General features: G+C 67.2%; 13 protein-coding genes. 10 read left to right on the forward strand and 3 right to left on the reverse strand.

The genetic code is table 11. The features are described from left to right. The first annotated feature begins 333 nt into the window (after window positions 1–333). From ACI1V7_RS16610 to ACI1V7_RS16650, 9 genes are all read left to right on the forward strand, one after another. The gene (locus ACI1V7_RS16610; RefSeq protein ID WP_404532910.1) at window positions 334–1509 is read left to right on the forward strand and encodes an acetyl-CoA C-acetyltransferase; all 1176 of its coding nucleotides are present in this window, start codon (window positions 334–336) and stop codon (window positions 1507–1509) included. A gap of 81 nt (window positions 1510–1590) precedes the next feature. Then, entirely contained in the window at window positions 1591–2331 is a 741-nt protein-coding gene (phbB, locus tag ACI1V7_RS16615; RefSeq protein WP_404532911.1) for an acetoacetyl-CoA reductase, read from the forward strand. A gap of 140 nt (window positions 2332–2471) precedes the next feature. Further along, window positions 2472–3194, forward strand: a complete 723-nt coding sequence (locus ACI1V7_RS16620; protein WP_404532913.1) for an AAA family ATPase — start codon at window positions 2472–2474, stop codon at window positions 3192–3194. A 57-nt stretch (window positions 3195–3251) separates the two neighbouring features. Beyond that, window positions 3252–3641: a DUF2750 domain-containing protein gene (locus tag ACI1V7_RS16625; protein ID WP_404532914.1), complete on the forward strand. Its 390-nt coding sequence runs from the start codon at window positions 3252–3254 to the stop codon at window positions 3639–3641. Window positions 3642–3657: 16 nt separating this feature from the next. Next, entirely contained in the window at window positions 3658–4989 is a 1332-nt protein-coding gene (locus ACI1V7_RS16630; protein ID WP_404532915.1) for an amino acid deaminase, read from the forward strand. Between the two features lie 49 nt (window positions 4990–5038). Further along, entirely contained in the window at window positions 5039–5995 is a 957-nt protein-coding gene (gene pip, locus ACI1V7_RS16635) for a prolyl aminopeptidase (RefSeq protein ID WP_404532916.1), read from the forward strand. Between the two features lie 102 nt (window positions 5996–6097). Further along, entirely contained in the window at window positions 6098–6544 is a 447-nt protein-coding gene (locus ACI1V7_RS16640; RefSeq protein WP_404532917.1) for a DUF2721 domain-containing protein, read from the forward strand. 44 nt (window positions 6545–6588) lie between these two features. Next, window positions 6589–7044: a hypothetical protein gene (locus ACI1V7_RS16645; RefSeq protein WP_404532918.1), complete on the forward strand. Its 456-nt coding sequence runs from the start codon at window positions 6589–6591 to the stop codon at window positions 7042–7044. Window positions 7045–7170: 126 nt separating this feature from the next. After that, window positions 7171–9204 (forward strand): oxidoreductase, encoded by a 2034-nt coding sequence (locus tag ACI1V7_RS16650; RefSeq protein WP_404532919.1) that lies wholly within the window; start codon window positions 7171–7173, stop codon window positions 9202–9204. A gap of 175 nt (window positions 9205–9379) precedes the next feature. Here the strand turns inward: ACI1V7_RS16650 and ACI1V7_RS16655 are convergent, their stop codons facing one another. From ACI1V7_RS16655 to ACI1V7_RS16665, 3 genes are all read right to left on the reverse strand, one after another. Next, on the reverse strand, window positions 9380–9799 hold the full coding sequence (locus tag ACI1V7_RS16655) for a hypothetical protein (RefSeq protein WP_404532920.1): 420 nt from the start codon (window positions 9797–9799) through the stop codon (window positions 9380–9382). A gap of 161 nt (window positions 9800–9960) precedes the next feature. Further along, window positions 9961–11082, reverse strand: coding sequence for a beta-ketoacyl-ACP synthase III (locus ACI1V7_RS16660; protein ID WP_404532921.1), 1122 nt, complete (start codon window positions 11080–11082; stop codon window positions 9961–9963). Between the two features lie 150 nt (window positions 11083–11232). Continuing rightward, on the reverse strand, window positions 11233–12657 hold the full coding sequence (locus ACI1V7_RS16665; RefSeq protein WP_404533422.1) for a S41 family peptidase: 1425 nt from the start codon (window positions 12655–12657) through the stop codon (window positions 11233–11235). Between the two features lie 294 nt (window positions 12658–12951). Here ACI1V7_RS16665 and ACI1V7_RS16670 point away from each other — a divergent pair, with 294 nt between their 5' ends. Continuing rightward, entirely contained in the window at window positions 12952–13533 is a 582-nt protein-coding gene (locus tag ACI1V7_RS16670) for a hypothetical protein (RefSeq protein WP_404532922.1), read from the forward strand. Window positions 13534–13569 lie beyond the last annotated feature (36 nt).

The following is a 13569-nucleotide window of genomic DNA, read 5'->3' on the forward strand; positions in this document are numbered from 1 at the left end:
GGCGCTAGCCCGAGCATTCTACTTTGAAATTTCGTGAAACGGGAAAGGATTCGGCCCGCGTTTATATGGCCGGCAAGGGGTGTTTCCGTAAATAAAAACGGAACAGAAAAACATGCTCGGCAATAACACCATTGCCCCAAATCTCCGATAGCCGCGCTGAATAAGCTGATAAGATTGATTTCGCTTAAATAACCCACTAGCAAACCGACTAAGATTGTTGGCTTCCGTCGAAGCATGTGCAAAAACATGCAAGGCCATGCGCGAGGGAATGTGAAAGTAGGGATGTCCATCATTGAACACCCCGGCCCCCGGGCCGGGTTACCGGAGACTGATATGGAAGACGTCGTAATCGTGGCCGCCGGCCGGACCGCAATCGGCAAGTTCGGCGGCACACTGTCGAAGATTCCCGCCACCGAGCTGGGCGCCACGGTGATCAAGCACCTGATCGCCAAGACCGGCATCGATCCGGCCTCGGTGAGCGAAGTCATCATGGGCCAGGTACTGACCGCCGGCGCCGGCCAGAACCCGGCGCGCCAGGCCGTCATCAAGGCCGGCCTGCCGAACACCGTGCCGGCCTCGACCCTGAACGTGGTGTGCGGCTCCGGCCTGCGCGCCACCCACCTCGCGGCCCAGGCCATCAAGAGCGGCGACGCCTCGATCGTCATCGCCGGCGGCCAGGAAAACATGAGCGCCTCGCCGCACGTGCTGAACGGCTCGCGCGACGGCTTCCGCATGGGCGACGCCAAGCTCACCGACACCATGATCGTCGACGGCCTGTGGGACGTCTACAACCAGTACCACATGGGCGTCACCGCCGAGAACGTCGCCAAGAAATACGAGATCACGCGCGCCGAACAGGACGAATTCGCGCTGCAGTCGCAGCTGAAGGCCGAGGCCGCCATGAAGGAAGGCAAGTTCAAGGACGAGATCGTTCCGGTCGAGATCGTCTCCAAGAAAGGCACGACCGTGTTCGACACGGACGAGTATCCGAAGCACGGCGCCACGCTGGAAGGCCTGGCCAGCCTGCGTCCCGCCTTCAACAAGGAAGGCAGCGTCACCGCCGGCAACGCCTCCGGCCTGAACGACGGCGCCGCGGCCGTGATCATGATGTCGGCCTCGAAGGCCAGGGAACTGGGCCTGACCCCGCTGGCCCGCATCAAGGCCTATGCCATGTCCGGCCTGGATCCGGCCATCATGGGCATGGGGCCCGTCCCGGCCGCCCGCCTGTGCCTGGAAAAGGCCGGCTGGAGCCACGAAGACGTCGACCTGATGGAAATCAATGAGGCGTTCGCCGCCCAGGCCGTCGCCGTCAACAAGCAGATGGGCTGGGATACCTCGAAGATCAACGTCAACGGCGGCGCCATCGCCCTGGGCCACCCTATCGGCGCCTCCGGCGCGCGCGTGCTGGTCACGCTGCTGCACGAGATGGTGCGCCGCGACGCCAAGAAAGGGCTGGCCAGCCTGTGCATCGGCGGCGGCATGGGCGTGGCGCTGGCGGTCGAGCGCTGATTCGACGCAGGATGCAGCACGCTTCAACAACGGTTTTTGGTGGTTTCGATCGTCTATAAGTGAAAAACTAGGAGAAGACAAATGGCTAGAGTGGCATTAGTGACCGGCGGCATGGGCGGTCTGGGCGAAGCGATCTGCATCAAGCTGGCGGCACTCGGCTACACGGTCGTGACGACCTATTCGCCGGGCAGCCAGAAAGCCCAGGGCTGGCTGGCCGGCATGCGCGACCAGGGCCATGACTTCAAGGCCTATGAGTGCGACGTGTCCGACTACGATTCGGCCCAGGCCTGCGTGGCCAAGGTGACGCAGGAAGTGGGCGCGGTCGACGTGCTGGTGAATAACGCCGGCATCACGCGCGACATGACCTTCAAGAAGATGGACAAGGTCAATTGGGATGCGGTCATGAAGACCAACCTCGATTCCGTGTTCAACATGACCAAGCCCGTCGCCGACGGCATGGTCGAGCGCGGCTGGGGCCGGATCATCAACATCTCGTCTGTCAACGGCCAGAAGGGCGCCTTCGGCCAGACCAACTATTCGGCGGCCAAGGCCGGCATCCACGGCTTCACCAAGGCGCTGGCACTCGAAGTGGCGCGCAAGGGCGTGACCGTGAACACCATCTCGCCGGGCTACATCGGCACCAAGATGGTCACCGACATCCCGTCGGATGTGTTGGAAACCAAGATCCTGCCGCAAATCCCGATGGGCCGCCTGGGCAAGCCGGAAGAAGTGGCGGGCCTGGTCGCCTACCTGTCCTCGGACGAGGCGGCGTTCGTGACGGGCGCCAATATCGCCATCAATGGCGGGCAGCACATGCATTGAGCGGCACGCTCAGTCCATGAACGTCGTCCCCGCGCAGGCGGGGACCCAATTTTGCGGGCGTTATCGTAACGCAGGCACACATTGGGTCCCTGCCTGCGCAGGGACGACGTTTTTTATTGCGCGTAGCTTTCGGAGTGCCCATGCCCCCGCTGACCGCCAAGCCCTACCTGCGTTCCATCCACATCGACCCGCTCGCCGAGCTCGACCTGCAACGCTATCCCTTCAACATCCCCGCCGTGCGCGACATGGGCGTGCTGCTGCCGCATCCCGACGTCACCTTCTTCGTGGGCGAGAACGGGGCCGGCAAGTCGACGGTGCTGGAGGCGATCGCCGTGGCGCTCGGCTTGCCGGCCGAGGGCGGCACGCGCCACGTACACCGGAACCAGCAGGAAACGTCGCCGCTGCACGGCGTGCTGCGCCTGGCCAAGGGCTGGAAGCGGCCCGGCTCCAGCTATTTCCTGCGCGCGGAAAGCCTGTTCAACGTATTCACCTACCTCGACGAACTCGGCCCCGGCGGCGGCCCGTCGATGCACCTGCGCTCGCATGGCGAAGCCTTCATGGACACGATGCTGGGCTTCCGCGGCGACGGCCTGTACCTGCTGGACGAGCCGGAAGCGGCGCTGTCCCCCACGCGCCAGCTGGCCGCGCTGGCGCTGATCGACCGGCTCGTGAAGGAAGGCGCCCAGTTCATCATCGCCACCCACTCGCCGATCCTGCTGGCCTATCCGAACGCCAAGATCTGCCTGTTCGACGGCAGCGGCGTCACCGAGACGGCCTACGAGGATACCGAGCACTACGCCGTCACGCGCGACTTCCTGAACCATTATCCGCGCCGCCTGCAGCAGCTGCTGGACGGGGAATGAGCGCTGCGCCGCCGATGCCCCTGCCTGGCGTATGCTGGAGCCGATGGAGGGAACGCGATGGCACTCGATGCGGAACAAGTGAAGGAAGTGGTGCGCCTGCCGGCCCAGCAGCGCTACGAATATTTCGTCGAGCACGTGGCGCAGGCGGGGGAGGTCTGGGGCCTGTACCGCAACGGCTGGGCGCTGGCCAAGCGCGACGACGGCACGCTCGTGTTCGCGCTGTGGCCGGAGCGCGAGTTCGCCCTGCTGTGCGCCGAATTCGAGTGGGAAGGCTACGCGCCGCAGGCCTTCGGCCTGGACGAGCTGCTCGACGGGCTGCTGCCACAGCTGCAGGAGGACGGCCTCGTTCCCGGCATCTTCCGCACGCCGGGCTCGAAGGGCACCATGCCCACGCCCGGCCTGCTCAAGGTCGACCTGCAGGACGAAGTGCGGCGCCGGCGAAACTGATCCAACGAGGACATCCATGAATGCATTGCAGCCGGGAGGGCTGGCCTTGTCGGGCCTGGAGGAACAGGTCCTGCAACCGGGAACGAAGGGACTGGCGCTGACGGCGCCGCTGCGCCAGGGCGCCATCGGCGTGCAGGGCTGGAACGTGCTGCACGGCGACACCAGCTATCCGGTGGCCGTGCTCAAGACGTCCAGCCTGCGCCACAACCTGGAATGGATGCGCGACTTCTGCGCCCGCCACGCCGTCTCGCTGGCACCGCACGGCAAGACCACCATGTGCCCGCAGCTGTTCGGCGCCCAGCTCGCGCACGGCGCCTGGGCCATCACCCTCGCCAACGCCGTGCAGGTGCAGGTGGCGCACCGCTTCGGCGTGCGCCGCGTCATCGTCGCCAACGAGCTGGTGGCGCGCAGCGACATCCGCGCCGTGCTGCAGCTGCTGCACGACGATCCCGACTTCGAATGCTTCCTGCTGGCGGACTCGCTGGCCGGCGTGGCGCGCCTGGCCGAGGAGGCGGAACGCCGCGCGCTGGGCCGGCCGCTGCCCGTGCTGGTCGAACTGGGCCTGTCCGGCAAGCGTGCCGGCTGCCGCACGCCCGAGGAGGCGCTGACGGTGGCGCGCGCCATCGAACGTGCGCCAGGGCTGGCGCTGGCCGGCTTCGAGGGCTACGAGGGCCTGCTCGTCTCGGACGACCGCGCGGCCGACCTGCGCGCGGTGGCGGCGTTCACGGCGTGCCTGTGCGCGCTGGTGCGCGAAGCCGACGACGAGGGCCTGTTCGGCATGCCCGAGATCCTGCTGACGGCCGGCGGCTCGTCCTACTTCGACCTGGTGGCGCGCGCCTTCGGCGAACTCGCGCGCGATGCCCAGGCGCTGTCGCGCCCGCTGCGCCCCGTGCTGCGCAGCGGTTCCTACGTGAGCAGCGACCACGGCATGTACCTGGACGCCATCGCCGAGCTCGACGCGCGCGAAGGCATCGATCCCGCGCACGGCCTGCTGCCGGCGCTGGAACTGTGGAGCGTGGTCCTGTCGCGGCCCGAGCCCGGCCTGGCGATCCTGGCGCTGGGCAAGCGTGATGCGTCGCATGATTCCGGGCTGCCCGTGGCCCTGCAGTACCACAGCCCGGGGCCGGGACTGCCGCGCGCGCTGCCCGCCGGCTGCGCGATCGTCAAGCTGAACGACCAGCATGCCTACCTGGCGCTGCCCGACGGGCCGATCCGCAGCCTGCTGGCGGTGGGCGACCTGGTGGGGTGCGGCATCTCGCATCCCTGCACGACGTTCGACCGCTGGCAGCTGCTGCTGGGGGTGGACGACGACTACACGGTACGCTTCGGCCTGAATACCTTTTTTTAGCGCGGCCGGGCGGCTACAATCGACCGTCCCCATCCGCCAGAAGATCGCCATGTCCGTCATGCCACCGTCGCTGTTCCCGCCCATCCTCCCGAACCGTTCCGGCATGCTGGCCGTCGACGCGCTGCACACGATCTACTGGGAAGAGGTGGGCAACCCGAAGGGCATCCCGGTGATCTTCCTGCACGGCGGCCCGGGCGCCGGCCTGTCGCCGCAGCACCGCCGCTTCTTCGATCCCAGCGCCTACCGCATCATCCTGTTCGACCAGCGCGGCGCCGGCAAGTCCACGCCGCTGGGCGAGTGGCGCAACAACACGACGCAGCTGCTGATCCAGGACATCGAGCGCTTGCGCGCCATGTTCGGCATCGAGCGCTGGCTCGTGTTCGGCGGCTCCTGGGGCTCGACGCTGGCGCTGGCCTACGGCGAGGCGCATCCGGAGCGCTGCCTCGGCTTCGTGCTGCGCGGGATCTTCCTGTGCACGAAGGCCGAAGTGGATTTCTTCCTGTACGGCATGCGCTGGTTCTATCCCGAGCTGTACGAGGAATTCGCCGCCCACGTGCCGCCGGAAGAGCAGGGCGACCTGCTCGGCGCCTACACGCGCCGCCTGCTGTGCGACGATGCCGACCAGTACTGGCCGGCGGCGCGCGCCTGGAGCCGCTTCGAGGGCCGCCGCGTGTTCCTGCTGCCGCAGGAAGAAGAACATCCGTCCGACACGCTCGACCTGGGCGTGGGCCGGCTCGAATCGCACTACATGGCCAACGGCGGCTTCCTCGACGAGGACCAGCTGGTGCGCGACGTCGGCCGCATCAACCACTTGCCGGCCGTGATCGTGCAGGGCCGCTACGACGTGATCTGCCCGCCGCTGTCGGCGTACCGCCTGCACCAGGCCTGGCCCGGCTCGCGCCTGCGCATGATCCCGGATGCGGGCCACGGCGCGCTGGAAACGGGCATCGCGCGCGCGCTGGTCGCCGCCACCGAGCAGTTCAAGCGCCACGGCCGCTTCGAGTAAGGGCGGCGCCTGCGGCGGCTGCAGTGAAACGCGGTCCGCCGGGTGCGGACTGCTACACTGGCAGCGACGAACCATCACAACGATCACCTCCCGCTATCCGGAATGAATATCCAGACCAACGACATCGGCCACGTCATCCAGCTGTCGATCGCCCCCGTGTTCCTGCTGACGGGCGTGGCGACCAAGCTCACCGTGCTGCTCAACCGCCTCGCCCGCGTCATCGACCGTACCCGGGAGCTGCGGGCCGCGCTGCGCAAGGGACCGGACCCCGAATACGTCGAGGAGCTGGACGTGCTGTACCAGCGCTGGCAGCTGATCAACTACGCGCTCACGGGCAGCACCATCTGCGGCTTCCTGATCTGCGTGGTGATCGCCTGCCTGTTCCTGGGCGACACCACCAACCTGCCGCTGGACCGCTACATCGCCGGCATGTTCGTGCTGGCCATGGTCGCCCTGATCTCCAGCTTCGTGTTCCTGCTGCGCGAGGTGTTCGTCTCGTTCCGCTACATGCGCCTGCACATGTACGACCATACGGCGCCGCAGGAATAGCGCGGGCCCTTTTTTTCCGTACCGAATACGAATCGAGACTCATCATGCACGACTACCAACGCCCCCCGACCCTGCACCGCTACGGCATGCGCAGCGATCTGGAACAGGCCCTGTCCGCCGGCCAGTTCCGCCTGCTGCCGGCGAACGGCTTCCTGACGCTGTCCTTTTCCACCGCCTGGGACAAGAGCCTGTTCAATGTGCTCGGCCCGGCCGACAGCTGCCTCGTGATCCACAATACCGAGGAATTCGGCGAACGCCTGCACCGCGCCGTGCAGCGCACGCTGCCCAACTGGGCCGGCATCGACGGCCCCGTCGAATACGGCGTGCGCTCGCGCCTGGGCCTGGCGTTCTCCGCCAACGGTTCCCAGGCGCGCGAAAAGGAATGGAAGTTCGCCTGGCGCTCGCTGTCGCCCACGGCCAGCCTGAACCCCGTCGTCGTGCGCATCGGCAGCATCGAGCAGTTCGCCGAGCTGCGCTCGCCGGAGAGCTATCCGGCCTGATGCCATACCCGACGCATTAACCGTCGTCCCCGCGCAGGCGGGGATCCAATGTTGCATGCGGTTCGACAGCGTCAGCAAAATTGGGTTCCTGCCTGCGCAGGGACGACGTCGATTAAATGGCTCTCAATGTCCATTAACGCCTATCCGCACCTGCTGTCCCCCCTCGACCTCGGCTTCACCACGCTGAAGAACCGCGTGATCATGGGCTCGATGCACACGGGCCTCGAAGACCGTTTCTACCATTACGGCAAGCTGGCCGCGTTCTACCGCGAACGCGCGCGCGGCGGCGTGGGCCTGATCGTCACGGGCGGCATCTCGCCCAACCGCCAGGGCTGGCTGCTGCCGTTCGGCGGCACGCTGAACTTTGCAGGCGACGTGGTGAATCACCGCCGCGTCACCCGCGCCGTGCACGAGGAGGGCGGCAAGATCCTGCTGCAGATCCTGCACGCGGGACGCTACGGCTACCAGCCGCTGGTGGTGTCGGCCTCGAACCTCAAGTCCCCCATTTCTCCGTTCAAGCCGAAGGCGCTGGACGAGCGCGGCATCGAGAAGACGATCGCGGCGTACGTGCGCTGCGCGCGGCTGGCGCGGCGCGCCGGCTACGACGGCGTCGAGGTGATGGGCAGCGAAGGCTATCTGCTCAACCAGTTCCTGTGCGCGCGCACCAACCGCCGCACCGACCGCTGGGGCGGCGGCATCGAAGGGCGGATGCGCCTGGTGGTGGAGATCGTGCGCCGCATCCGCGCGGCCGTCGGGCCGGACTTCATCATCATGCACCGCCACTCCGTGCTGGACCTGGTCGAGGGCGGGAATACCTGGGACGAGATCGTGCAGGCGGCGCAGGCGCTGGAAGGGGCCGGCGCGACCATCCTCAACACGGGCTACGGCTGGCACGAGGCGCGCATCCCGACCATCGTCACCTCGGTGCCGCGCGCCGCCTTCGCCGCCATCGCGGGACGCCTCAGGAGCGCCGTGCGCATCCCCGTGGTGGCGTCGAACCGCATCAACATGCCGGACGACGCCGAGCGCCTGCTGGCCGGCGGCCAGGCCGACCTGGTGTCGATGGCACGGCCCTTCCTGGCCGATCCGGACTGGGTGAACAAGGCGCAGGCGGGACAGGCGGACCGCATCAACACCTGCATCGCCTGCAACCAGGCCTGCCTGGACCACACCTTCGCCAACCGGCGCGCCAGCTGCCTGGTGAACCCGCGCGCCTGCCACGAGACGGAGCTCGTCTACCGTCCCGCGCGCCGCCGGCGCCGCATCGCCATCGTCGGCGCCGGTCCGGCCGGCCTGTCGGCGGCGACCGTGGCAGCGGGGCGCGGCCATGCCGTCACGCTGTTCGACGCCCATGACCGCATCGGCGGCCAGTTCAACACGGCGATGCGCATTCCCGGCAAGGAGGAATTCGCGGAGACGATCCGCTATTTCGGGAGACAGCTGGCACTGCTCGGCGTCGACCTGCGCCTGGGTACGCGCGTCACGCGCGAGGCATTGCTGGCCGAGGGCTACGACGACGTGATCGTGGCGACCGGCGTCACGGTGCGCCGCCCGCGCATCGACGGCATCGACCACCCGAAGGTCCTCACGTACCTGGACGTGCTGCGCGGCGGCGCGGCGGTCGGCCGCAAGGTGGCGATCGTCGGCGCCGGCGGCATCGGCTTCGACACGGCCGAATTCCTGCTGCACGCGCCGGCGTCCTCGCAGCCGCAGCCGGTGGATGCCTGGATGGCCGAGTGGGGCGTCGACCCGCAAGTCGCCACGCCGGGCGGCCTGGTGCCGCCGCATCCGGTGACCCCGGCGCGCAGCATCTGGCTATTGCAGCGCAAGACCACGCGCCCGGGCGCGGGCCTGGGCAAGACCACGGGCTGGGTGCACCGCGCCACCCTGCAGCGCCACGGCGTGACGATGCTGGCCGGCGTGCAGTACGAGCGCATCGACGACGCGGGCCTGCACATCACGGTGGGCGGCGAACGCCGGGTGCTGGACGTGGACAACGTCGTCATCTGCGCGGGGCAGGAAAGCCTGGCGGAACTGATGCCGCCGGAAGGCGCGCGCGGCGGACCGGCGTTCCACAGGATCGGCGGGGCGGCGCTGGCGGCGGAGCTGGATGCGAAAAGGGCGATACGCGAAGGGGCGGAACTGGCGGCGCGGTTATGACTTAGTACTAAAACAACGTCGTTCCCGGCATTGCCGGAAACGACTCCCTGCGCAGGCGTGATCGTGCCCCCGGCACTATCACCCCAGGCTCTGCATGCGCTTCGACAGCGCCAGCAAAAATTGGGTCCCTGCCTGCGCAGGGACGACGTGCATGCGATGCGGGAGGAAAGGGACGTTACTGCTGCCCGGCCCCGCTGCTCTTCTTCTTGCTGGGTTTGCTGACGTAGTCCGACGGCGGCTCCCGGTCCGCATTCTGCTGCGGCGCCGCGGCGCTGACCTGGCGCTGTTCCGCGCCGCCATAGCCCGACTGGCGCGACGCATTCAGGCGGTCTTCCTCGCCGCGCGCCTGCAGGCGCTGGGCGCTCTGGCGGGCACTGGTGCGCTGGACGGTGGGACCGTCCGTGCCGCCCTGCAGCGAGCCGCGTGCGCGCAAGGCCGCGCCCTGCTGTTCGATATTGGCCGACTGCACGTTGGCGCCGCCCGGGGCCACCCAGCCCGGCGCGCGCGGCTGCTGGCTGCCCTCGGCGACGGGGACGATTTTTTCCTTGGCAATGCCGCGGGCGCGAGTGCTGTCCGGGCCTTTTTGCTTAGTCATGTTGATCCTCCTCAAAAGCTGCGCAGGAAGCGCTGACAGAAGGATCATGCGCGCCGGGAAGCCCGTATTCCAGAGGAAGAGGGAGCGCACCGCTGTAGGACTGGAACTACCGTTTTTCTCAAATGGATGTTGATTTGCGGTAGTTCCGAAAGGAGAAGCGCTTACTTCTTGCTTACCACCACGCAACCGATCGAGTAACCGGCGCCGAACGAGCAGATCACGCCGTTGGTGCCGGCGGCCAGGTCGTCCTGGTGGGTGTGGAAGGCGATGATCGAACCGGCCGACGAGGTGTTCGCATAGGTGTCGAGGATCACCGGCGCTTCCTGCTCGGTGGCGTCGCGGCCCAGCAGCGTGCGCACGATCAGGTGGTTCATGTTCAGGTTGGCCTGGTGCAGCCAGAAGCGGGAGATGTCCTCGACCTGCAGGCCGGCGCCTTCGACGGTCTCGCGGATCATCTCGGCGGCCATCGGGCAGACTTCCTTGAACACCTTGCGGCCCTGCTGGCGGAACAGCTTGTCGGGCTGGCCCACGCCATCCTCGTCGAAGCGGTTCATGAAGCCGAAGTTGTTGCGGATATTGTTCGAGAACTTGGTCTTCAGTTTGGAATCGAGGATCTCGAACTGGTGGCTGCTGGTGGCGTTCTCGGCCGCTTCGATGACCATCGCCGTGCAGGCGTCGCCGAAGATGAAGTGGCTGTCGCGGTCGCGGAAGTTCAGGTGGGCGCTGGTGATTTCCGGGTTCAGCACGAGCACGGCGCGCGCCTGGCCCGTCTGCACGGCGCCGGCCGCCGTCTGGATCGCGAAGGTGGCGGACGAACAGGCCACGTTCATGTCGAAGCCGAAGCCCTCGATGCCCAGCGCTTCCTGCACCTCGACGGCCATGGCCGGGTAGGCGCGCTGCATATTGCTGGCCGCGACGAGCACCATGTCGATGTCGGCGGCGCTGCGGCCGGCGCGCTCGAGGGCCTGGCGGGCGGCGGCGACGCACATCTCGGCCTGCAGCGACAGTTCCTCGTCGGCGCGTTCCTTGATACGCGAGGTCATGTGGGTCGGATCGAGGATGCCGGCCTTTTCCATCACGTAGCGCGACTTGATGCCCGAGGCTTTCTCGATGAAGGCGCTGCTGGACGGTTCCAGCGCGCTCACTTCGCCGGCCGCGATCTTGTCCGCGTTTTCGGCATTGAACAGTTCGACGTAGGCGTTGAAGGCCGTCACCAGTTCGTCGTTGGAGATCGAGTGCTGGGGCGTAAACAGGCCGGTGCCGCTGATGACGACAGGTTTCATGATAGACATTCCTGGATGATAACGAGAGGAAACTCTCGAGAATTCGCCGATTCTACACAAACGTACTGACGGTGGGAACCGCCGTGGGTAGAAAAACCGAACGGATGTGCTAATTGAACAAAGCCCGTCAGTACGGGCTTTGTAGCAGGATCAAGGCTCGTGCTTTGCCAGCGGCGCCACGTGCGCCGCGCGTTTCGACAACTGCACGGGCAGGCCTTGCAACTGGCGTAGTGCCTGGCCCAGCTGGAAGTCGTCGCTGCTGCCGAATTCGAGCGGCTTGCGGGTGCGTTCCAGCGCCAGGATACGCATCTGCTCGGCCAAGTCGCCGCGGTCGGTCGCTGCCTCGCCGTTGCGGTCGTTCGACAGGTGGCGCTGCAGGTCGGCTTCGCGCATGCGCAGCGCGTTCAGGCCGTCGTCCTCGGCATTCTCGTCGACGGGAACGTCAGGCAGGATGCCGCGCGCCTGGATCGAGCGGCCGCTGGGCGTGTAGTAGCGCGCCGTGGTCAGCTTGACGGCCGTGTCGCCGGCCAGCGGGCGGATGGTCTGCACCGAGCCCTTGCCGAAGGTCGGGCTGCCGACGATGGCCGCGCGCCGGTGGTCCTGCAGGGCGCCGGCGACGATTTCCGAGGCCGAGGCGGAGCCGGTATTGACCAGCACCACCATGGGCAGCGTCTTGAACAGCGCCGGTACCCCGTCGAGCGGATCGTTGCCGCGGCCGAGCTGGTAGTACTCGGGGCGGCCGTAGAAACGGGCCTTGGAATCGGCCAGCTGGCCGTTGGTCGAGACGATTTCCGCGCCCTTGGGCAGGAACGCCGCCGCCACGCCGATGGCGCTCTGCAGCAGGCCGCCGGGGTCGTTGCGCAGGTCGAGCACGAGGCCTTTCAGGTTCGGTTCCTCGCGCGCCAGGGTGGCCAGCTTGCGCGCCAGGTCGTCGACGGTCGGCTCCTGGAACTGGGAAATACGCACCCAGGCATAGCCGGGGGCGGCGATCCTGCCCTTGACGCTCTTCTGCGTGATCTCGTCGCGCATGATGGTCAGTTCGAGCGGCTCCTTGACGTTCTTGCGCACGATCGACAGCACGACCTTCGTGTGCGGCTCGCCGCGCATGCGCTTGATGGCCTCGTCCAGCGTCATCTCGGGCACCGAAGCGCCGTCGATGCGCGCGATCAGGTCGCCCGGCAGGACGCCGGCGCGCTCGGCCGGCGAGCCTTCGATCGGCGCCGTGATGCGGATGTAGCCGTCGTCGCTGTGGCCGATCTCGATGCCCAGGCCGACGAACTTGCCTTCGGTGCCTTCGCGCAGCTCGCGGTAGGCGGCGCGGTCGAGGTAGGCCGAATGCGGGTCGAGCGAAGCCACCATGCCGGAAATGGCGTGGCTGAACAGCTTGCGCTCCTCGACCGGCTCGACGTAGTCGGCCTTGATGAGGCGGTAGGCGTCGGCCAGCTGGCGCAGGTCGTGGATGGGCATGCCGTCGGCGACCGGCTTGTCGGCCAGGCCGGAAAACTGCATCGTGACGGCGACGCCGAGGACGGCGCCCAGGCCCACCAGGCCGATTCGTTTGAGGTTGGAGCCCATCTTGTTCAGGTCGTTGATGCGAGGAACTACGGCGTCAGTATAGAGCTTTTCGGCCCGGCCGGTCCGGCCGTCCTTTTTTCGCAGCGGATTTTCGGTTTTGTACATACAAACTCCGCGTTCCTGTAAATCCGTGTATTCCCACCCGATCCCCAGGTAAGTATTTGTAAAGTGACCGGACAGGGCCGGGTGTGCGGCCTATAGTGAATCCAGTTTTTCTCTCTCTCTCTCTCCACTCTTGAAGTGGTCTTTGCCCACGGTTCCCCCCGTGGGCTTTTTTCTGTCCGGGAGCTTGATATGCCGACAACATCCGCGCGCGCCGCCCGCGCCTGCCTGCTGGCCCTGGCGCTGGGCGCCGCCGCGCCGTCCTTCGCCGTCCCCTTGATGGAACTGCGCGCCGAAGACCTGTTGCCGATGGCGTCGGAATGGAAGAAGTCGCTGAACCTGAACGCCAACCAGCAGATCCTGTGGAACCAGGTCGAAGGCCGCTCGCGCACCATCCTGCGCGAACGCACGCAGCGCCGCGACGCGCTGCAGGAACGGGCCAGGGCCATGCTGGCGAAGCCCGGCGTCGAACTGCGCGACCTCGACCAGGCCGCAGCGACCGAAAGCGCGCTCGAAGCGACCGAGGACAAGCAGTTGCGCGCACTATGGCTCGACGTCAACGATGCCCTCGACGACAAGCAGCGGGCCCAGGTCGCGGCCTTGCTGGCCGAACAATTGATGCGCGTGGTGCCGGAAGGGCGGGGCGAAGGGCGGCCGGGTGGAGAACGTGGCGGCGAACGCGGCGGCGGTCGCCCGGGTGGCCATGGCCGCGGCGGCATGGGTGGGCCTGGCATGGGCGGACCCGGCGGCGCATCGCTGAATATCGGCGGCTGAGCAGGCGTCGGTCCGGCGTTCGCGCCGGCTGACATA

Source organism: Massilia paldalensis, from assembly GCF_044901715.1.
GTDB lineage: Bacteria > Pseudomonadota > Gammaproteobacteria > Burkholderiales > Burkholderiaceae_D > Telluria > Telluria paldalensis.